Source organism: Blautia schinkii (genome assembly GCF_013304825.1).
Lineage (GTDB): Bacteria > Bacillota > Clostridia > Lachnospirales > Lachnospiraceae > Blautia_A > Blautia_A schinkii_B.
Window position 1 is genome coordinate 65,698 of record NZ_JAAWUO010000005.1, and the last position, 21,170, is coordinate 86,867.

Genomic DNA, 21,170 nt, shown 5'->3' on the forward strand with positions numbered 1-21,170 from the left:
AAATATCAATAAAGAAGGAGGAAAGCATATGGCGTTTGCTGATACCTTCAAGGCACTTTCTGACCCTGTACGGAGAGAGATCCTGCAGCTTTTGAAGAAGGGGAAAATGTCGGCCGGGGAGATCGGCGGGTATTTTGATATGACAGGAGCGACAATATCTTATCATTTAAAGATATTGAAGAAGGCTGATCTGGTATGGGAGACGAAGGTGAAGAATTTTGTGTATTATGAACTGAATACTACAGTTGTGGAGGAACTGCTTCTGTGGCTCAGTGATCTGAAAGGAGAAAATAATGATGAAGGGTGAAGAAAAAAGAGAATTTATGAAAGAGTATAAAATGTCTCTGATCGCAGGCAGTATCCTCACAATATCGCCGTCTCTGGCCGGAATCGTTCTGTGGAACCAGCTGCCTGAGAAGATCGCGACGCATTTTGACCAGCATAACCTGGCAAACGGCTGGAGCAGCAAGCCGGAGGCGGTCTTTGGAATTCCGTTTCTGCTTTTGCTGGTGCATCTGCTTTGTGTGATTGCTACAGCAAATGATCCCAAGAGAAAAAATATCAACAGACGTATTTTCAACATGATCCTGTGGCTGGTCCCGATGGTTTCCGTGATCACCTGCATGTCGATCTATGCACTGGCTCTGGGAATGGATATTGACATAGGGATGGTCGTGAACATTATGGTAGGCATTATGTTTATCGTACTTGGAAATTATACTCATAAGGTAAAGCAGAATTATACAGTGGGAATAAAGCTTCCCTGGACTTTACACAGTGAGGAAAACTGGAACCGCACCCACCGCATGGCAGGATGGGTACTGATCGTGTCGGGCGTACTTTTTCTTATCAATTCGATGCTCCTGAAAACAGAAGTTGTCCTGGTGGTGGTCCTGATGGCAGTTTTTATGCCGATGATCTATTCATTTATTCTTTATAAGAAGGGAATCTGAAAAAAATAATTTTCAAACAAGTCTGTCCGTGATATGATAATGTCATACAAAAATATTTTTCGGAATGGTATAAACAGACATCGGACAGGAGGGATTACTATGACAGAACTCAGCCGTTTTCAGAAAGATGTGGAAGTCGCTGCGAATGCTCTTGAGATGCGGGCAGAGAATGAGGATGCCGTCACAGAGGCATTTCATCTTTACCGGAAGTTCGGAAGCACCAAACAGGAGCCGCTACGGCTGGCAGTTGCTTTACGGGGATATTTTTTGGCAGAAGAAGTAACAGATGAGGAACGTGAAGAATATGGTGCCTATCTGAAGAAACGGATACGTCCGGCTGTGGAACGCCTGATCCTGGAAGATGACTGGGAAAAGATAGAGAAGCTTTATGAGAATGAATGGTTCGGAGAACGGGAACTGGAAGTGTTTCTGCAACTGGCGGAGGAATGGCGGCGACCTGCAGCGTTGATGGGATTGCTGCATTTGAAGAAAGAAAAATACGGATTTAAAGAGAAGAAATTTGAATTGTAAGAGAAAAAAGTAAACTGCGAAACTGTTATCCGGCGTGGAGTTACTACTTAGCAAATGCGGATATCGGAATGAAAGGAAGGGGCGTCTTTGGAGCGGAAGCAGGAAGAATTAGGAATACATATCCTGGAAAATACCAGGAACGAACTGTACTACCATTTTCCGTATCTGGATGGGGCTTTTGCCTGCATTTCGGGGAAAGCTTCTGACCAGACGAGAACTATCGGTACAAATGGAGAAGACTTTCTTTTTTCGCCGGAATATCTTCTGGAGCTTTATGTGAAAAATCCGGAAGCAGTGCGAAGAGGATACCTGCATATGCTGCTCCACTGTCTGTATCTTCATATTTTCAGGGAAAACCAGGAGGATAAAAGGATGTGGAATCTGGCCTGTGATATCGCAGTAGAGCAGATTATCACCAGGGAGAAGATCCATTCATTAAAAATTCCGGAGAATGAAGTGAGGAGAAAGGTTCTTCAGAGACTGGGCGGACAGGCAGATTCAGCAGAGAAGATCTGCAGGAAACTGAAAGAAGAAGCTTTTTCATTCCGGTTAGAAGAAATGGAAGAAGCCTTTCATTTTGACGATCATACTCTATGGGACCATTGTACAGGAGAACAGGGGAAAAAGACCAGAGAGAAATGGAACAGGCTGCTTTCTTACACGGCTGCAAACAGGCAGGATCACAGGAAACGAAGAGGAACCCGGCAGGGGAACCGGCAGGAGGCGGCAGGCTCTGTAAAAGCAGGAAAATATGATTATAAAAAATTTCTCCGGCAGTTTTCCGTACTGCGGGAGGAAGTGGAACTGGACACAGAGAGCTTTGATTATATTTTTTACAATTACGGAATGGAACATTATGGGAACCTTCCCCTGATCGAACCACTGGAATATAAGGAAGTGAACCGGCTTGAGGAGCTGGTGATCGCCATTGATACATCTGGTTCCTGTGACGGGGAAACCGTGCGGAGATTCCTTGGAGAAACCTATTCCATCCTCAGTGAAAAAGAGAATTTTTTCCATAAGATGAAAGTGTATCTCATTCAGTGCGACTGCTGCATCCAGGACGTAAAAGTCATCCACTCTGAGGATGAATGGAAGGAATACAGCCGGGATATCACGATCCAGGGGCGTGGAGGAACTGATTTTCGGCCTGTGTTTAGATATGTGAAGGAGCAGCAGGAGAAAAAAGAAATCCGGCGTCTCAAGGCACTGATTTATTTCACTGACGGAGATGGAATCTATCCGGGCAGCAAGCCCGATTATGAGACTGCTTTTGTATTTTTGCATAAAACAGAAAAAATGGAACTTGTTCCGCCATGGGCGATCCGCCTTGTGGCAGAGCAGGAAGGAGTGCGCCACAGACCATGAATATAAAAGAAGCAAAAGAAGAGATCAAACACACCTTACTTGCATACAACAAAAAAGATTCCCGCGGACATTATACATTTCCAAAACTGAGACAGCGTCCTGTTCTGCTTATGGGGCCTCCTGGAATCGGAAAAACAGCAATTATGGAGCAGGTGGCAGAGGAATGTAATGTGGGTCTTGTGGCTTACACTATCACCCACCATACAAGGCAGAGTGCAGTAGGACTTCCAAGAATCGTGACCCGCTGCTATAACGGAAAAGAAACAGGGATTACGGAATATACTTTGAGTGAGATCATTGCTTCTGTATACGACTGTATGGAGCGCACAGGAAAAAAAGAAGGAATTCTGTTTATTGATGAGATCAACTGTGTATCAGAGACTCTTGCACCTACGATGCTGCAGTTTCTTCAGAATAAGACATTTGGAAGTCACAGCGTACCGGAAGGATGGCTGATCGCAGCAGCCGGAAATCCGCCGGAATATAATAAATCAGTCCGGGAATTTGATATTGTGACACTGGACCGTGTTCGCAGGATGGATATAGAGGCTGATCTTGATGTGTGGATGGAATATGCCTGGAAAAAAGGGATACATGGTGCGATCCTTTCTTATCTCAGCATGAAAAAAGAGCATTTTTATTCAGTGGAGAATACAGCAGACGGGAAGTTTTTTGTGACAGCACGAGGCTGGGAGGATCTTTCGGAGATTTTGAAAGCTTATGAGGAACTGGGCGTTGAGATCACGGAGAATCTGATCAGTGAATATCTTTGCAGAGATGAGATTGCGAGGAGCTTTTTTGCCGGTTATCAGCTGTATCGTAAGTACGGAACGGACTATGGACTGGATCGGATGCTTTCCGGGACAATGCAGGAGGATGAGAGGATACAGCGGGAAAAAATGGCTCAGGAAGCTTCCTTTGAGGAGCGTTTTCTTGTAACAGGACTTCTTCTTGACGGGCTGAACGGAAATCTTCTTATCTATGAAAAAACTGACAGAGAGACTGAGATGGTGTATCAGGAGCTTCTGCATCTGAAAACATTTCTCAGTGACAGTAGGGATATATCTGCATTAGATGAATTCATAGATGTGAAGAAAAAAAGCCTTGCAGTACGTCTGGAGGCGGAACTTCTTTCAGAAGAACAGGAAAGCCAGGAAGCGTTTGTGATCCGTACACTGGAAAAATTCAGCCTTATTTTGCGAAAAGAACATATGACAGATGTGGAGGCTGGTTTTGACCGGATCAAAGAGCTGTTTGCAGAAATGGCAGAGAAGCGTAAAGACTGTGCAGGACGGATCAGCCAGGAACTGGAACGGGCTTTTTCGTTTATGACGGATTGCTTCGGGGATGGACAGGAGATGATTCTTTTTGTTACAGGGCTGACCAGGAACAGTCATGCGGCAGCTTTTATCAGGGAATATGGCTGCAATCCTTATTTTGTCTGCAGTGAGAAGCTTCTTTACAGGAAACAGGAGAAGAAGCTTCAGGAAGAATGTGAGGCACTATTAAAAAAATGAATGATCCATTAACGAATACTTATGACTGAAAAGGGCCTGGCGTCTTGACAGAAGGGCTTCCAAAATGATACGGTAATTGTGCTGAAAGCAATAAACCAAAAAACCGAATGATGAGGTGTAAAAAAATGCAGGAATTAAAACCAATCAAAGAAGGTAAAGTACGTGAGATCTATGATAACGGCGACAGCCTGATCATGGTTGCAACAGACCGTATCAGCTGCTTTGACGTGATCTTAAATAACGAAGTCACAAAGAAAGGTGCAGTACTGACCCAGATGTCTAAATTCTGGTTTGACATGACAGAGGACATCCTTCCTAACCACATGATTTCTGTAGATACAAAGGATATGCCGGAGTTTTTCCAGCAGGAGAAATTCGAGGGAAAATCCATGATGTGCCGTAAGCTGAACATGCTGCCAATCGAGTGTATCGTTCGTGGATACATCACAGGAAGTGGCTGGGCAAGCTATAAAGAGAATGGTACTGTATGCGGCATCAAGCTTCCGGAAGGCCTCAGGGAATCCGACAAGCTGCCTGAGCCGATCTACACACCATCTACCAAAGCTGAGATCGGTGATCATGATGAGAACATCTCTTTTGAACAGAGCATTGATCATCTTGAGAAATACTTCCCTGGAAAGGGCCGCGAGTATGCAGAGAAGCTTCGTGACAACACCATCGCTCTTTATAAAAAATGTGCAGAGTATGCACTTAGCAAGGGTATCATCATTGCAGATACGAAATTTGAGTTTGGCCTTGATGAGGACGGCAACATGGTGATCGGTGATGAGATGCTGACACCGGACAGCTCCCGCTTCTGGCCGGCAGAAGGCTATGAACCAGGACATGGCCAGCCATCTTTTGACAAACAGTTTGCTCGTGACTGGCTGAAAGCCAACCCGGATAATGACTGGACACTGCCGCAGGAGATTGTTGACAAGACCATTGAGAAATATCTCCAGGCATATAAGATGCTCACAGGCAAAGAACTGGCCTGAGAAGAGCATAGCTCTAAAAAATAAACATACCTGACAGACAGCTCCGGACGCCTATTCCGGGGCTGTTTCTTTTGGATGTAAAGATAGTGAAAAACAAAACAGTTGCAAGAAAACAGAGGGATATTTATAATGAATACAGAAACCGGAAAATCCTGACAGATCAAAGGAGCGTGGTTATGAGCAGGAAAGACAATACAAAAAAGAAAAAAACAGCAGGAGATTACATCCTGACTCTGGTACTGATCGCGGCGATCTGCGTATTCTGTTATGCAGCGTTTAATCTATATCATATTTATACGGAATATAAGAAGGGAACGGATGAGTATAACAGTATTTCAGAAATGGCAGTGACAGAACGCGATCCCGATGAGGTGGAGGAGCTGGGACAGCCGGATGAGCAGCCGACAGCACCGATAAGTATTGATTTTTCTTCACTGAAGAGTATCAATGACGATGTGATTGGCTGGATCTATATGGAAGCTTTGCCGCAGATTAGCTATCCGGTAGTACAGGGAAAAGATAACAGCACTTATCTCCACCAGACATATGAGAAAAACTACAATTTCGCAGGAACGATCTTTATTGATTATGAGAACAAAAGAGATTTCAGCGACTGTAATACGCTTGTGTACGGGCACAATATGAAGAACGGTTCCATGTTTGGAATGCTGAAGAAATACAGAGAAGATGAAACACTTTATAATACCAGCAAGTATTTCTGGATCCTTACACCGGAGAAAGATTACCGTTATGAGATTATTTCAGCGTACACAACCTCAGTGGACAGCGATACCTATACGTTGTTTAAAGGTCCAGGAAAGGAATTTCTGGAATATGAGAAAAAAATGTTCAAAAATTCCGAGATCAAGACAGATGCTGCTGAGGAAGATGCTGACAAGAAAGACAAGATCGTTACCTTGTCTACCTGTACAGGAAATCAGGCAACCCGTTTTGTAGTGCAGGGAAAACAGGTGAATGCAGTGGATCCGCAGTAAGGCTGATGCTGTGCAGGAAAATCCGGTGTGGATGGAGAAGCCGGCAGGGCCTGGCGGAACAATGGGAGGAAGAAAAGATATGGAAAATGAGATTGAAAAATTACAGAGGATCATAGACGAGAGTGACAATATTGTATTTTTCGGAGGCGCAGGAGTTTCCACAGAGAGTGGAATCCCGGATTTCCGAAGCCAGGACGGACTCTATAATCAGAAGTATGATTATCCGCCGGAGACGATTTTAAGCCATACATTCTTTATGCGCAGGCCTGAGGAGTTTTTTAAGTTTTATCAGGATAAGATGCTCTGTGATACAGCAAAGCCAAATGCAGCGCATCTGAAGCTTGCACAGATGGAAGCAGCCGGAAAGCTTAAGGCAGTGATCACCCAGAATATTGACAACCTGCATCAGATGGCAGGGAGTAAAAATGTTCTTGAACTTCATGGAAGTGTTTACCGGAATTACTGTATGAAATGCGGAAAATCATATGACTTCAGGTATATGAAAGCTGCGAAGGGCGTTCCGAAATGTACCTGTGGCGGTATTATCAAGCCGGATGTGGTTCTCTATGAGGAAGGTCTTGATGATTATACAATCCAGGAATCCGTGAGGGCTATCTCAGAGGCACAGGTGCTGATCATCGGCGGTACATCTCTGGCTGTGTATCCGGCAGCAGGACTGATCGACTATTTCAGAGGAGATCATCTGGTTGTGATCAACAAGGCACCGACACCAAGGGATAAGTATGCGGATCTTCTTATTAAAGAGCCGATCGGAATGGTATTCAGCCGGATACATGTGTAGAATCTTACATTGCACAGGAAGCCGGGATATCTGCCAGGACGAAAGCTGACAGGGCAGCCGTGGGCTGTGCGGAAAGTATAAATCTATCATCGAGGAGTAATATTATGGGATTAAATTATGAAGTGGGAGATGTGGTGACACTGAAGAAAGCACATCCCTGTGGCAGCAAGGAGTGGGAGATCCTGCGGGTAGGTGCGGATTTCCGCCTGAAATGTGCGGGCTGCGGTCATCAGATCATGGTGGCACGTAAGCTTGTGGAGAAAAATACAAGAAACTTGAAAAAATTCGAAAAAAATTAAATTTATGCTTTACATCCCGGGAAAGTTATGCTAGAATCAACAATCGTGATATATTTCATATCCTTGCTCTTTGACAGGCAAAGGGCCAAAAGACCATAAGGAGGTTAAGACAAGCATGAACAAGTACGAGTTAGCATTAGTTGTGAGCGCTAAGCTTGAGGACGAAGCACGTGACGCTGTAGTTGAGAAAGCTAAAAGCTATATTACACGTTACAACGGCGTGATCACAGAAGTTGAAGAATGGGGTAAGAAGAAATTAGCTTACGAAATTCAGAAAATGCATGAAGGCTTCTACTATTTTATTCAGTTTGAAGCAGATTCTCAGTGCCCGGCAGAGATCGAGAGACATGTCCGCATCATGGACAATGTATTAAGATACCTGGTTGTCAAGAAAGAGGCATAATTTTTGCAGCGGATTTTCGAAAACACCATTAAGAACCTGTTCAGTTAAGTGAAATCATAAGAGAGGTAGAACGATGAACAAAGTAATATTAATGGGACGCTTGACAAGAGATCCTGAGGTAAGATATTCCGCAGGAGAAAATGCCCTGGCAATCGCCAGATATACGCTGGCAGTTGACCGCAGGTTCCGCCGTGACGGAGAGGCAAGTGCTGATTTTATCAGCTGTGTTTCTTTCGGACGTACAGCAGAGTTTGCGGAGAAGTATTTCAGACAGGGACTGAAAATTGCAGTTACGGGACGTATCCAAACAGGAAGCTATACGAACCGCGAGGGACAGAAGGTTTATACGACAGAGGTTGTTGTCGAGGAACAGGAATTTGCTGAGAGCAAGTCATCCAGTGACAGTTATGCAGCAAGCCATCCTCAGACCAGTGCAGCATCTGCACCGTCTATGCCAAGTCCGAGCGCAGCAAGCGCCGACGGCTTCATGAACATTCCGGACGGAATTGACGAGGAGCTGCCGTTCAACTAGAACATCTGAAACACAGATGGTATGAATAAGATAGGAGGAAACAATCATGGCTTACAATAGAGGCGAGAGACCAGATTCTCCGATGAAGAGAAGAGGCGGACGCAGAAGAAAAAAAGTTTGTGTATTCTGCGGTAAAGAGAATAACGAGATCGATTACAAGGATGTAGCAAAGTTAAGAAAGTATGTTTCCGAGAGAGGTAAAATTCTCCCGAGAAGAATTACAGGTAACTGCGCGAAACATCAGAGAGCACTGACAGTTGCTGTTAAGAGAGCACGTCATATGTCCCTGATGCCATACGTTCAGGACTAATTCAGATCATCCGCAGGGTCGTTGTGAAACAGGTGAGCAGTCATCTGGGCAGCAGCGGCCCTGCTTTTGTTTTCTGTAATATCATAAGAGGATTGAAGGTTTGTCAGATACAACAGATTTCATCATAACTATGGAATTGTAATAAGAAATCTGGTATAATAACAGATAACTTATGGTTTAAATTATGTTGAGAACAGGAAAAAGCGATGAACAACAATGTCAAATTTAAAGGGCCTATGAAACACTTTATGCGCTGGCCACTGTATCTTTCAGCTCTGGTGATGCTGCTGGATCTGCTGGTGTTTATTGTAAGTGTGAAGGCCGGAATTCTGGTGTCTGTAGGTACTGTGATCTATATTTTTATTGCAGTAAAGCTTTTTCGATATCACAAACCGCTGATCATCAATGATATGATCGCGTTTGCCAATCAGTATGATGTGGTGGAGAAGAGGATGCTGGAGGAACTGGCACTGCCATATGCCATTATGGATATGGAAGGCCGCATGATCTGGTCCAACCGTATTTTTTCGGAGATCACGGGAAGGGATCAGTTTTATAAAAAAAATATCAGCACAGTTTTTCCGGATATCACGCCGGATAAGCTTCCGGTGGCAGAGGAACAGGAAATTTCCGAGATGAGCACTCATTTCGGAGAACGTATCTACCGGGTTTCCATGCAGAGAGTCACAATGGGCGAGGTAGTGAGCCATGCGGATATTCTTGAGAACATGTCTCAGAATGTCAGTCTGATCGCCATGTATCTCTATGATGAGACAGAGCTTAAGGAATACATTCAGAAGAATGAGGACAACAAGCTGGTTGTGGCTCTGGCCTATCTGGATAATTATGAGGAAGCACTTGAGAGTGTGGAAGATGTGCGAAGATCTCTGCTGATTGCTCTGATCGATCGAAAGATCACGAAATATTTTTCCAATTTCGATGGCCTTGTAAAGAAACTTGAGAAGGATAAATATCTTCTGATCATGCGTCAGAGCTCTCTTGAGACACTGAAGGAGCAGAGATTCCATATTCTGGATGAAGTCAAGACTGTTAATATCGGTAATGAGATGGCTGTGACTTTAAGTATTGGTGTGGGTTTAAATGCATCAACTTATATCCAGAATTATGAGTATTCCCGGATTGCCATTGAGATGGCACTGGGACGCGGCGGTGATCAGGTCGTGATCAAGAATGGTAATAATATTACCTATATTGGCGGCAAGGCTCAGCAGATGGAAAAGTCTACCCGCGTTAAAGCACGTGTTAAGGCTCAGGCCCTTAAAGAGTTTATGAGCACAAAAGATCGTGTGGTCGTTATGGGGCATAAGATCACAGATGTAGATGCACTGGGAGCCGGAATCGGTATTTACCGGGCAGGTAAGACTCTTGGTAAGCCGGTACACATTGTGATCAATGATCCGACTACATCCATCCGTCCGCTGATGAGCGGATTTATGGAAAATCCGGATTATGAGCCATCTATGTTTGTGGACAGCAATCAGGCAAAAGAACTGGTGGATAATAATACGGTAGTGATCGTAGTTGATACCAATAAGCCAAGCTATACAGAGTGTCAGGATCTTCTTTATATGACCAAGACTATCGTGGTGCTGGATCATCACCGCCGGGGCAGTGAGGTGATCCAGAACGCAGTGCTCTCCTATGTGGAACCGTATGCTTCTTCAAGCTGTGAGATGATCGCTGAGATCCTGCAGTATTTTGCAGACGGACTGAAGCTTCGGAGTATCGAGGCAGACTGTATTTATGCAGGTATTATGATCGATACTAATAACTTTACAACAAGGGCAGGTGTGAGGACCTTTGAGGCCGCTGCATTCCTGCGCAGATGCGGAGCAGACGTGACACGTGTACGCAAGATGCTCCGTGATAATATTGACTCCTATAAGGCAAGAGCTGAGGCTGTCCGTACAGCGGAGATCTACAGAGATTATTTTGCCATTGCCAGATGCCCAAGTGAAGGCCTGGAGAGTCCTACTGTTGTAGGCGCGCAGGCTGCCAATGAGCTTTTGAATATTGCAGGAGTCAAAGCATCTTTTGTTCTTACCAGCTATAATAACGAGGTTTATATCAGTGCCAGAGCCATCGATGAAGTCAATGTACAGGTCATGATGGAGCGAATGGGAGGAGGCGGACATTTAAATATCGCCGGTGCCCAGGTAAAAGACACAATGGATGAGACCGAGAGAATGCTGAAAGAAATCATAGACCAATTATATCAGGAAGGAGAACGGGAGAAATGAAAGTAATTCTTCTGGAAGATGTTAAATCCCTGGGAAAAAAGGGACAGATTGTAAATGTAAGTGATGGATATGCAAGAAATATGATCCTGCCTAAGAAACTTGGTGTTGAGGCTACTTCCAGGAACCTCAATGACCTTAAGCTCCGTAAGGCGAATGAGGAGAAGGTTGCACAGGAGAATCTTGATGCAGCCAGGGCTTTTGCAGAGGAACTTTCCACAAAAGAAGTCATCCTCACTCTGAAAGTAGGAGAGGGTGGAAGAACATTTGGTTCCGTGTCCTCCAAGGAAATTTCTGAGGCGGCGAAGAAACAGCTGAACCTTGATATTGACAAAAAGAAGCTTCAGCTGGAGAGCCCGATTCGTAATCTTGGAGTTACCAATGTTCCGGTACGTCTTCATCCGAAAGTAACCGGAAGCCTTAAGGTCTGGGTAAAAGAGGCATAATAAATGGAAGAGGCATTGATCAAGAGGATTCTACCTCATAGTATTGAAGCAGAGCAGTCAGTGATCGGTTCAATGATCCTGGATCGTGATGCGATTCTGGTAGCTTCCGAGATTCTGACCAGTGATGATTTTTATCAGAAACAGTATGGCATTATTTTTGATGCCATGGTGGAACTTTGCAATGAGGGAAAACCGGTAGATATGATCACCCTGCAGAATCGTCTGAAGGAGAAAGAGCTGCCACCGGATATCAGCAGCATGGAATATGTCCGTGATCTTATTGCAGCAGTTCCTACTTCTGCCAATGTGAAATATTATGCAAATATTGTAAGTGAGAAGGCTGTTCTCCGTCGTCTGATACGGACCACGGAGGAAGTTGCCAATGCCTGTTATCTGGAGAAGGACAGCACAGAGACCATTCTTGAAGAATCAGAAAAAAAATTATTCAACATTCTTCAGCGAACCAATGGAAGCGATTATGTTCCAATCCAGCAGGTTGTCTTAAATGCAGTTAGCAATATTGAGAAGGCTTCTAAGCTGAAAGGTTCTGTTACTGGAATTCCTACCGGATTTGTTGATCTGGATTATAAGACATCGGGTATGCATCCTTCCGATCTTGTGCTGATAGCAGCGCGTCCTTCTATGGGAAAAACGGCTTTTGTACTGAATATTGCCCAGTACATGGCGTTTCGTAAAGATGTAACAGTAGCCATCTTCAGTCTGGAGATGTCAAAAGAACAGCTGGTAAACCGACTTCTTGCCATGGAATCCCATGTAGATTCCCAGAATCTGCGTACCGGAAATCTGAAGGATGAGGACTGGACGAAACTGGTAGAAGGAGCAGATATTATCGGTGGTTCTAATTTGATCATCGATGATACACCGGGAATTTCCATTGCGGAACTCCGGTCCAAATGCCGAAAGTATAAACTGGAACATAATCTTGGAATCATTATGATCGACTACCTGCAGCTGATGAGCGGAAGCGGTAAATCCGATTCCCGTCAGCAGGAGATCTCTGATATATCAAGATCCCTCAAGGCGCTTGCAAGAGAAATCGATGTGCCGGTGATCGCTCTTTCACAGCTCAGCCGAGCTGTAGAGCAGAGACCAGACCACAGACCAATGCTTTCAGACCTCCGAGAATCCGGAGCCATTGAGCAGGATGCTGATGTGGTAATGTTCATATATCGTGATGATTATTATCATAAGGATACTGAGAAAAAGGATATTGCGGAGATTATCATAGCCAAGCAGAGAAACGGCCCTATCGGAACTGTGGAGCTGGTATGGCTTCCAAGATATACACAGTTTGTAAATATGAAAAAGTAGAGCCGTGCAGACGGAAAATAAACGGGTTTTGGGATAAACATTCGTATTTATCCTGAAGCCCGTTTGTTCTTCGTCTATAGGATGAAGCAGTAGTGTGACAGTATTTGTGTTATTTTTTAATATGGTCGATTTATGTCAACCGAAATTCCTTGCCAATTTTACTTCCGATGCGATATACTATAACTATGTTTCCATTATCTGGAACATACGATACAGCTACACATTTATTCATCTATCCAACCATAAGGGGGCTGTCACGATGGAAAAAAGATATACAGTAAGACAGGCCGTGACGATGACTGGCGTGAAATCCTATGTTATGCGCTACTGGGAGGAGGAGCTTGACCTTCATATCGGGCGAAATGAACTGGGACATCGCTATTATACACCCTATGATATCCAGCTTTTTCTTAAGATAAATGAATTGAAAAGCAGGGGGCTTCAGCTGAAGGCCATACGGGCTCTTATTCCACAGATGGCGCGAAATGTACCTGATTCCGATAAAGCGATTGTCAGTGTACAGGATGGAGAGGCAGTGGAGATCGAAGATATTTTGCCTGAAGCAGAAATGAAGTCGCAGGAATCTGTAGATAATGATAAAATTGTGGAATTTCAGGAAATCCTGGAACGACTGATCCAAGAAGAAATGCAGCGGAAAAAAGAAGGCGAATACAGGTGTCGTTCGCTGGACGAGGCTATACGGAGACAGCAGCAGGCCAGAAGAGAGGCAGCAGCTGCCACAGAAGGAAAAAAGAACAAAAGAAACAAAAAAGGCTGCCGGTAAACCGACAGCCTCTTTTATTATAGCAGCTTATAGCTGATGGTGCATTACTCAGCAGAGATAGCACCAACTGGACAGGCCTCAGCGCATGTTCCGCAGTCAACGCAAGCATCTGCGTCGATTACATAATGCTCATCTCCCTGAGAAATAGCCTCGTTCGGGCACTCACCCTCGCATGTTCCACAGCTAACGCACTCGTCAGAAATTACATATGCCATAATTGATATCCTCCTTTACAATGATATGTTGTATGTATCCCCACCGGGGATTCTATTCCCATTCTAATATATCTGTACCAAGAATACAAGTATAAATTTAGAAACAAGACCTAAAAAAGAGAGCGGTCTGTGTTACTGTTACTGATAATATCCCGAGAGGTGTTTTTTGTGAGCGAAGGTTACAGAAAACCCGAGACATACTGCGGAATGCGCAGCAACCCGTTGATTATATGGAGATTTCGTATTATAATAGCAGACACGAAATGAAAATATTTCGATAAATGAGCAAAGGAGAATACAATCATGGCAAAGGTTACAAAGAGCATGCTGATCGGCGAACTTCTCACTGTAGATCCGAACATTGCACCGATTCTTATGAGAGCAGGAATGCATTGTCTTGGATGCCCGTCTTCCCAGATGGAATCACTGGAAGAGGCAGCTATGGTTCATGGACTGGATGCGGACGTTCTCGTAGCACAGATCAATGATTTTCTTGGTGAGTAAGCAGAAATTTTTTGCTGAAACAAAAAAGCCGCTGTTGGAAAATGCAGATCAGAAAGATCGCAGTTCCGGCAGCGGTTTTATTATACATGTATTAGAGTGCAAGGAGTTTCTGAAGGGCATTCTGTGCGATCAGAGTTCCGTGTTCCCGGAGATAGGCCTCACCTGCTGGAGTGAATGCACGGCCAACTCCATATTCAGAAAGAATATTGCAGACCTTGTTGAATTCTTCCGGTGTGCAGTCGGACTGATGAAGAACCAGCTGATAAACGTCATCTTCTCCCTCACGGTAGAGAATGTTATCACCGTCAAAGAACCCGTTCATACCATGAGCAGCAGCGATCACATCATCCAGTCCGGGGAATGTATACAGACGGATAAGTCTTACTGAATTCTCGGAAATATGGGAATTATCCTGATTTTCTGCAGGCTGTGCATTAGCTGCGGACGTTTCCTTTTCTTCGGGTTTCTGTGGAAGATTCTTCAGCTTGGATTCGCAGAGTTTCTGAAAAATATCAATGATATTATCTGCACCATCGATCTCTACGGTATCTGAAGGCTTGCCGCCTTTAAATGGAGCAAATTTGGAAAAACGGGTGTCCAGTTCCTCCGGATCTTCTACCTTGGTGATGATGAGAATGATGCTCTCTGCATTTATGGGGATTGCTTCGATCATCAGCGGAATGTTATCTGCCTCAAAACCGAACTGTATCTGAGCCTGCTGCATCATATCACGGAAGAGACGTTTGGCCTTCTCAGTACCGTATGCAAGCTCGCTGATACGAATCTGATGACTGTCCAGATCCTCTTTCGTCAATGTACAGCGGATCTGATTGTCGTTGATTTTTTCTATTTTCATATAATCACATCCTATGGTTGATAAATTAATCTTTTACATAATGTATTATATAACAGCTGCATACAAGATGTAAAGATGTTGAATCACCGGAAAAAAGAAATTTTTTTAAATAAGATAAAAGGCTTGCATCTCATCAGAAAAAATGTATAATGAAAAACAGGAAAGCTGCCAGACCTAAACAAACAGGACGACAGTAAAGATAACTTAAATTCAAGCTTTTTCTAAAGACAAGAATTCTGTGCTGAGATCATCGGTGTTTCTGCCGGGCACAGATCAGTAAAATTCCCCCTTTTTAAGTAATATAAACAGGGCCAGTGCAGCTTTTCTGAGAACCTATGTTGGTGTTTTCTGAAAATCTAACCAGGAAAGGAGGTCAGGATACGTCAAATATATCACAGGTAAAAAAGAAATCCGTAAAGCCTCTCCGAAGGGAACTGGAAAGCTACCGGGATAAAGGAATAGAACTTTATCTGAACGGAGCACCCAGTACTCCGAAGAAAATCGCAAAAGCCTGTCAGATTGCGGAAGATGGGGTGTATATGCGGGATTATACAGAAGATGAGGAAGGCCATATCGCCTGTGTAAGCTTTGATTTTATACGAAACACGTAAATGAAAGTCAGGCTGTGGATATTTTTGTTATTATAAGTAAATCTGATAAGTTTCCCCTGAGCTCATACATTACACAGTGAGAAAATGTCTGCAGCCTGCATCAATGGAAATCTAAACAAAATATAAAATGTCGATTTTTGTAACGAAACACAGATAAAGTATGATATAATGAAGAAGCTGTTATAGTATTTAATACCGAAAGGAAGAAGAAATGACAAAAAAACACATGCCTGTCCTGGTGGTAGGTCTGTTGATCGTTCTGGTAGCTCTTATAGGAGGAGCTGCTTATGGAATCAATAAACTTATTCCGACCAGGAAACAGATGAATCTGTCTGATTATTATGGACAGAATGAAGAGGGAGAGGCAGCTCTGATACTGGGAACTGAGAAGCTTGAGCAGAAAGCACTGATTTCCGGTGATGATGTGTATCTTCCTATTGATGTGGTAGATGGATATCTTAATCAGAGATATTATTGGGATAGTGAAGATAAGAAGATCCTGTATGCGACTCCGTCCAGTCTTACTGAAGAAGCAGCTTCAGACAGTGCAGGCGGAATGGTATGGCTGAAAGATGATAGTGTTTATCTTAAGCTTGATTATGTCAAAAAGTATACAGATATCGATGCATATATATATAAAGATCCTGACAGAATCGCGATACAGAATAAATTTAAGAATGTGCAGACTGTTACAACGAAAAAGGATACAGTGATACGATATCGGGGAGGAATTAAATCTGAAATTCTGACAGAAATACCGAAGAATACAGTTCTGCGTCTGATCAATGAAGGAGAGGACTGGAATCAGGTTGCTACGGAGGATGGATATATTGGCTACATACAGAAGAAGAGAGTAAGTGCGGCAGATACGACCACTTATGAGAGGGATTTCCAGTCAGAGACATATACCTATCTGACTATGGATGAACCGGTGAATCTGGTATGGCATCAGACAACAAGCACGGAGGCCAACAGTTATTTCGCAGATGCAGCACAGAACATGACTGGTGTGAATGTGATCTCACCTACCTGGTTTTCTGTTGCGGATAATTCCGGAAATATAACCAATATTGCATCTGGGGATTATGTGATGCAGGCTCATGCGAAAGGATTGAAGGTGTGGGGGCTTGTAGATAATTTCAGTGAGAATATCAGCACGATGACAGTTCTTTCAAGCACCGGCGCGAGACAGAATCTGGAGAATCAGCTGATCACAAGTGCATTGAAGGTGGGACTTGACGGAATCAATATAGATTTTGAGTCATTAAGCGAGGATGTTGGAATCCATTTCCTGCAGTTCCTTCGGGAACTTTCCATTCAGTGTCATGAGAACAATCTGGTACTTTCTGTGGATAACCCGGTTCCGGAGAACTTTACCAGTCATTATGACAGAGCTGAGCAGGGAAAAGTTACCGATTATGTGATCATTATGGGGTATGATGAACATTATGTGGGATCTGAGGCAGGTTCCGTGGCATCGCTTCCGTGGGTAGAGCAGGGTGTGAAAGATACACTTACAGAGGTTCCGGCAGAGAGGACGATACTTGCAGTTCCGTTTTATACCAGGCTCTGGAAGACAACAGATGGAGGGGCCCTGACAAGTGAAGCAATCGGAATGGATCAGGCACAGAAGGTGATTGCAGACAATGGAGCAGAGACTTACTGGGATAAGACAACAAGCCAGAATTACGGAACCTATGAAGGGGATGGAGCTACATACCAGATCTGGCTGGAGGATTCCAAGTCCATTGCAGAGAAAGTTAAGCTGATCTCAAAATATAAACTTGCAGGTGTGGCTGAGTGGAAACTGGGATTTGAAAACAGTGGGATATGGCAGACCATCACAGAGAATCTTTCCTGACAGTTATAAATTACTTAAACCAAAGATGAAACATTGCAGCAGGGCAATGATAAAAACACTCCCGACAGCATATATTTAACTAAATATGCCGGGGGTGTTTTGCGTGAAAAAACATCTGATTGAAACGGGAATGGCAGTTCTTATGCTGCTTTGCTTTTACATATTGTCAAGAGAGGCGGCTGAGACAGCAGGAAAACTTGTAAATGTGTCCGGAAATATCAAGGAGGAAAAAGTGATCCTGGTGGATGCCGGTCACGGTGGTGCAGATTCCGGAATGATAGGTGTGGATGGCCTGAAGGAAAAAGGCATCAATCTTGAGATATCTGTCAAATTGAAAAAAGTACTGGAAAAAAGAGGATACACAATCCTTATGACAAGAGAAGAAGATAAAGGACTTTATGAGGAAAATACAAAGAATATGAAAGCCCAGGATCTTCAGAACCGTATTGCTATGATAAAAGAATACAAGCCGCTGCTTGCTGTCAGCATCCATCAGAACAGTTACAGTGATCCGGCTGTAAAAGGTCCCCAGGTCTTTTTTTACGAAGATTCTGAGAAGGGGAAGAGACTAGCGCTTGTTATCCAGGAAAAAATGAACCAGCAGCTGGAAATCCAGCGTCCCCGAGCAGCAAAAGGGAACAGGACGTACTATCTGTTGAAGAGAAGCGAGGGTGTGATCAATATTGTAGAATGCGGCTTTCTTACAAATCCGGATGAAGCCGGACTTCTGCAGAAAGATGATTACCAGCAGAAAGTGGCTTTAGCCATAGCTGACGGGATCGATGAATATCTGGCATCAGAGAAGAACGAAAAAAATTGAAAAAAATGTGAATAGCCTTTTCATAGGATGGTTATTCTGCTATACTTTACGTGAATTAAGGAGAATCCTATGTTTGGAATCATTTATCTTATATTATGTATATTAACAGGAATGGAAGCAGTGGGGTGTCTGTTTCCGCACAGGATAGCTGAAAATGGAAATCGGATATGGGTAATACTGCCCGCAGCTTTTGGAACCGGAGTTCTGATGTTTACATGGGCCGTTTATATCATTTCCTGGATGTTTAGTGTATGTGCGGGGGCAGAACATCCTCTTTTTTATGGAAATCTGATCGTTATGACTGTGGCAACACTGGTACTGGCAGTTCTTTTTAAGAAAAAAAAGAAGATTATTTTTTCGGTGGCAGAGGGAATGCTCACCAGAAAGTGGATTCTCAGAAAAGAGATCATTCTGTTTACAATGGTAACTGTATTTGTTACATGGATGATGTTTTATGTTTTTCATATGAAAGATGGAATTTTGTATTCCGGTTTTTCTGTATTTGGGGATTATGCACCGCATACAGCAATGATGAGATCTTTTTCCAGGGAGAATAATTTTCCTACCCAGTATCCGCATTATGGCGGGCAGGACGTGAAATATCATTTTATGTTCCAGTTTCTTGTGGGAAATCTGGAATATCTGGGAATGAGAATTGATATTGGATATAATCTGGTAAGTATTTTCTCGCTGGTGGGATTTCTTATGATCCTTTATGCGATCAGTTACCGGATGTTCCGAAGCTTCTGGGCAGGAGCCGCGGCAATCGTGTTTTTCTTTTTCCGCAGCGGTACTGCGTTCTGGCAGTATCTGTGGGAACATTTCCGTGCAGGAAATCTGGCGGAGACGTTGAGAGAGAATACCTCTTTTATCGGCTATACAACCAATGAAAACTGGGGACTCTGGAATTTTAACGTGTATCTGAATCAGAGACATCTGGCATTCGGGCTTTTGATAGTTGCGGCAGCTGTGTGGATTTTTATGGAATGGCTGGAAGCAGGATGCAGGCACAGTGAAAAAGGCATAGAGTGGATTGGAAAAAGGATCTTTTCTAAAGAGGCGTGGGTTTGCAGGAATGTTGAGGCTGCGGTTTTACTTGGAGTATTTCTGGGGCTGACTGCATTCTGGAATGGTGCGGCCCTGATCGGAGGACTTCTGATCCTGGCGGGAATGGCAGTGTTTTCAGATGGCAAGCTGGATTATGCCATCTGTGCGGCACTGGCAGTATTTTTCTCAGAGCTTCAGTCAAAGATCTTTGTATCCGGAAGTGTGATGAGTCCTTCTTTTTACTGGGGATTTCTGGCCGGGAATAAAAGTCTTATCGGTGTGATAGGATATCTGGCTGAAATCAGCGGATTTTTCTTTGTGGGACTGGCCGTAACAGTTGTATTCCTGAAAAGAAAAGAGAGGGCTATTCTGTTTGGATTTCTGCTTCCGCTGGCATTTGCATTTCTGGTATCACTGACACCGGACATCAATGTAAACCATAAGTATGTGATGATCTCCTATGCGTTTACAGCCATTTTCTGGGGTTGGTTTATGAGAGAGAGTTTTCTTATGGGAAAAACAGGCTGGAAGAAATGGGCAGGCAGAAGTGTCTGCGCGATTCTTTGTCTCTGTCTTACTTTGACAGGAATTTATGATTATGTGATCATTCTGAGAGATAATGATTCCGGACACAGGATGACTGTAAACATGAACAGTGACCTCACAGACTGGCTTTCTGAGAATCTTCATAAAGATGATCTGCTCCTGACGCCGGAGTATACCATGAATGAAGTAACTATGTCTGGTGTGATGCTTTATTGCGGATGGCCTTATTATGCGTGGTCAGCAGGGTATGATACTTATTACCGGGCAGACCAGGCTGTGACTGTTTATACAACAGATGATCAGGATATTTTAAGAGAGACAGTGGAGCAGGAGAAGATCACCTATATTCTGTTTGAAGATGGAATGTCATTTGAAAGCCAGGAGTGTCGTGAAGACATTATCAGAGAGACGTATCCGTTAGTTTATACCTCGGAGGATGGGAGAATCAGAATCTATGAAACAAGATAGTTTATATATTATTATGCCAGCATACAACGAAGAAAAAAATATCGGCTCTGTGATCGAGCAGTGGTATCCGGTAGTGGAGAAGATCGGCGGAGACAGTCGGCTGGTGATTCTTAATGATGGAAGTAAAGACGGAACTTACAAGAAAATTCAGAAGTATCAGGAGAAATATGATCGACTGACAGGGATTGACAAGCCAAACGAGGGACACGGCGGAACAATTCTGAAAGGTTATCATTACGCTGTTGATGCAGGTGCAGATTATATATTCCAGACGGATTCAGACGGACAGACTTTGCCCGAGGAGTTCTGGCAGTTCTGGGAAAAACGAAAAAAATGCGGGCTTCTGATTGGCTACCGTAAAAAACGAGAAGATGGTCTATCCAGACTTTTTGTGACGAAAGTTCTGCGTCTTGTACTGTTTCTGATCTTTGGAACATGGGTAAAAGATGCTAATACTCCATATCGTCTGATGCGTGGAAAACAGCTGGAGAAAGTTCTCAAAAGGATCCCTGACGGATTCTTTCTCTCCAATGTGCTGATGACAGTGATCTATGAGAAACATCATCTGCATGTAGAGTATATTCCGATTACTTTCCGTCCTCGTCAGGCAGGAAAGAATTCTATTAATATGAAGCGGATCGCAGTCATAGGCAGACAGGCATTTGGAGATTTTATCCGTCTGCGCCACAGGATCTGATACAGGGAGGAATGAAC

At 43.7% G+C, this 21,170-nt stretch carries 24 protein-coding genes; 22 read left to right on the top strand and 2 right to left on the bottom strand.

Annotation, left to right across the window (positions count from 1 at the left end; all coding sequences use genetic code 11):
- The first annotated feature begins 28 nt into the window (after positions 1-28).
- The 16 genes from HFM85_RS05560 (at position 29) to HFM85_RS05635 (ending at position 13,528) form a co-directional block, all read left to right on the top strand.
- Positions 29-307, top strand: coding sequence for an autorepressor SdpR family transcription factor (locus HFM85_RS05560; RefSeq protein WP_173737471.1), 279 nt, complete (start codon positions 29-31; stop codon positions 305-307).
- Positions 294-953 (top strand): SdpI family protein, encoded by a 660-nt coding sequence (locus HFM85_RS05565; RefSeq protein WP_330594743.1) that lies wholly within the window; start codon positions 294-296, stop codon positions 951-953. Before HFM85_RS05560 ends, HFM85_RS05565 begins: the two co-directional genes overlap by 14 nt.
- A 99-nt stretch (positions 954-1,052) precedes the next feature.
- Positions 1,053-1,484 (top strand): hypothetical protein, encoded by a 432-nt coding sequence (locus HFM85_RS05570; protein WP_173737472.1) that lies wholly within the window; start codon positions 1,053-1,055, stop codon positions 1,482-1,484.
- An 87-nt stretch (positions 1,485-1,571) separates the two neighbouring features.
- Positions 1,572-2,852, top strand: a complete 1,281-nt coding sequence (locus tag HFM85_RS05575; protein ID WP_173737473.1) for a vWA domain-containing protein — start codon at positions 1,572-1,574, stop codon at positions 2,850-2,852.
- Positions 2,849-4,369: an ATP-binding protein gene (locus tag HFM85_RS05580; RefSeq protein ID WP_173737474.1), complete on the top strand. Its 1,521-nt coding sequence runs from the start codon at positions 2,849-2,851 to the stop codon at positions 4,367-4,369. Before HFM85_RS05575 ends, HFM85_RS05580 begins: the two co-directional genes overlap by 4 nt.
- Before the next feature lie 125 nt (positions 4,370-4,494).
- The gene (locus HFM85_RS05585; protein WP_173737475.1) at positions 4,495-5,367 is read left to right on the top strand and encodes a phosphoribosylaminoimidazolesuccinocarboxamide synthase; all 873 of its coding nucleotides are present in this window, start codon (positions 4,495-4,497) and stop codon (positions 5,365-5,367) included.
- Between the two features lie 86 nt (positions 5,368-5,453).
- Positions 5,454-6,362 (top strand): class B sortase, encoded by a 909-nt coding sequence (gene srtB / locus HFM85_RS05590; RefSeq protein WP_330594744.1) that lies wholly within the window; start codon positions 5,454-5,456, stop codon positions 6,360-6,362.
- A 79-nt stretch (positions 6,363-6,441) separates the two neighbouring features.
- Positions 6,442-7,164 carry an NAD-dependent protein deacylase gene (locus HFM85_RS05595; protein ID WP_173737532.1) on the top strand — a complete coding sequence of 241 codons (723 nt, stop codon included), beginning with the start codon at positions 6,442-6,444 and terminating at the stop codon, positions 7,162-7,164.
- A gap of 104 nt (positions 7,165-7,268) precedes the next feature.
- A complete protein-coding gene (locus HFM85_RS05600) occupies positions 7,269-7,463 on the top strand; it encodes a DUF951 domain-containing protein (protein WP_173737476.1) in 195 nt (64 codons plus the stop codon).
- A gap of 115 nt (positions 7,464-7,578) precedes the next feature.
- Complete coding sequence (gene rpsF / locus HFM85_RS05605) at positions 7,579-7,866, top strand: 30S ribosomal protein S6 (protein WP_021977097.1); 288 nt, start codon at positions 7,579-7,581, stop codon at positions 7,864-7,866.
- Positions 7,867-7,939: 73 nt separating this feature from the next.
- Positions 7,940-8,398, top strand: a complete 459-nt coding sequence (locus tag HFM85_RS05610; RefSeq protein WP_119239069.1) for a single-stranded DNA-binding protein — start codon at positions 7,940-7,942, stop codon at positions 8,396-8,398.
- A 46-nt stretch (positions 8,399-8,444) separates the two neighbouring features.
- Positions 8,445-8,708: a 30S ribosomal protein S18 gene (rpsR, locus tag HFM85_RS05615; protein WP_021651398.1), complete on the top strand. Its 264-nt coding sequence runs from the start codon at positions 8,445-8,447 to the stop codon at positions 8,706-8,708.
- 206 nt (positions 8,709-8,914) lie between these two features.
- Positions 8,915-10,969 carry a DHH family phosphoesterase gene (locus HFM85_RS05620; protein ID WP_173737477.1) on the top strand — a complete coding sequence of 685 codons (2,055 nt, stop codon included), beginning with the start codon at positions 8,915-8,917 and terminating at the stop codon, positions 10,967-10,969.
- Entirely contained in the window at positions 10,966-11,412 is a 447-nt protein-coding gene (gene rplI, locus HFM85_RS05625; RefSeq protein ID WP_173737478.1) for a 50S ribosomal protein L9, read from the top strand. Before HFM85_RS05620 ends, rplI begins: the two co-directional genes overlap by 4 nt.
- Positions 11,413-11,415: 3 nt before the next feature.
- On the top strand, positions 11,416-12,744 hold the full coding sequence (gene dnaB / locus HFM85_RS05630) for a replicative DNA helicase (RefSeq protein ID WP_173737479.1): 1,329 nt from the start codon (positions 11,416-11,418) through the stop codon (positions 12,742-12,744).
- Between the two features lie 259 nt (positions 12,745-13,003).
- Entirely contained in the window at positions 13,004-13,528 is a 525-nt protein-coding gene (locus HFM85_RS05635; protein WP_173737480.1) for a MerR family transcriptional regulator, read from the top strand.
- Between the two features lie 44 nt (positions 13,529-13,572).
- Here HFM85_RS05635 and HFM85_RS05640 read toward each other — a convergent pair whose 3' ends face one another.
- Positions 13,573-13,743, bottom strand: a complete 171-nt coding sequence (locus HFM85_RS05640) for a DUF362 domain-containing protein (protein WP_015527180.1) — start codon at positions 13,741-13,743, stop codon at positions 13,573-13,575.
- A gap of 303 nt (positions 13,744-14,046) precedes the next feature.
- On the opposite strand from HFM85_RS05640, the gene HFM85_RS05645 reads away from it, so the two are divergent.
- Positions 14,047-14,247 (top strand): DUF1858 domain-containing protein, encoded by a 201-nt coding sequence (locus HFM85_RS05645; protein ID WP_015527179.1) that lies wholly within the window; start codon positions 14,047-14,049, stop codon positions 14,245-14,247.
- Positions 14,248-14,338: 91 nt separating this feature from the next.
- Here the strand turns inward: HFM85_RS05645 and HFM85_RS05650 are convergent, their stop codons facing one another.
- Positions 14,339-15,103: an adaptor protein MecA gene (locus HFM85_RS05650; protein ID WP_173737481.1), complete on the bottom strand. Its 765-nt coding sequence runs from the start codon at positions 15,101-15,103 to the stop codon at positions 14,339-14,341.
- Between the two features lie 335 nt (positions 15,104-15,438).
- On the opposite strand from HFM85_RS05650, the gene HFM85_RS05655 reads away from it, so the two are divergent.
- The 5 genes from HFM85_RS05655 to HFM85_RS05680 all read left to right on the top strand — a co-directional run bounded on the left by HFM85_RS05655 (position 15,439) and on the right by HFM85_RS05680 (position 21,153).
- A complete protein-coding gene (locus HFM85_RS05655; protein WP_179976559.1) occupies positions 15,439-15,714 on the top strand; it encodes a hypothetical protein in 276 nt (91 codons plus the stop codon).
- 211 nt (positions 15,715-15,925) lie between these two features.
- Positions 15,926-17,575 carry a glycosyl hydrolase family 18 protein gene (locus HFM85_RS05665; protein WP_173737483.1) on the top strand — a complete coding sequence of 550 codons (1,650 nt, stop codon included), beginning with the start codon at positions 15,926-15,928 and terminating at the stop codon, positions 17,573-17,575.
- Between the two features lie 103 nt (positions 17,576-17,678).
- Positions 17,679-18,395: an N-acetylmuramoyl-L-alanine amidase gene (locus tag HFM85_RS05670; RefSeq protein WP_330594747.1), complete on the top strand. Its 717-nt coding sequence runs from the start codon at positions 17,679-17,681 to the stop codon at positions 18,393-18,395.
- Positions 18,396-18,464: 69 nt separating this feature from the next.
- Complete coding sequence (locus HFM85_RS05675; protein WP_173737485.1) at positions 18,465-20,456, top strand: hypothetical protein; 1,992 nt, start codon at positions 18,465-18,467, stop codon at positions 20,454-20,456.
- Entirely contained in the window at positions 20,443-21,153 is a 711-nt protein-coding gene (locus tag HFM85_RS05680) for a glycosyltransferase family 2 protein (RefSeq protein ID WP_173737486.1), read from the top strand. The genes HFM85_RS05675 and HFM85_RS05680 overlap by 14 nt, the downstream gene beginning before the upstream one ends.
- Positions 21,154-21,170 lie beyond the last annotated feature (17 nt).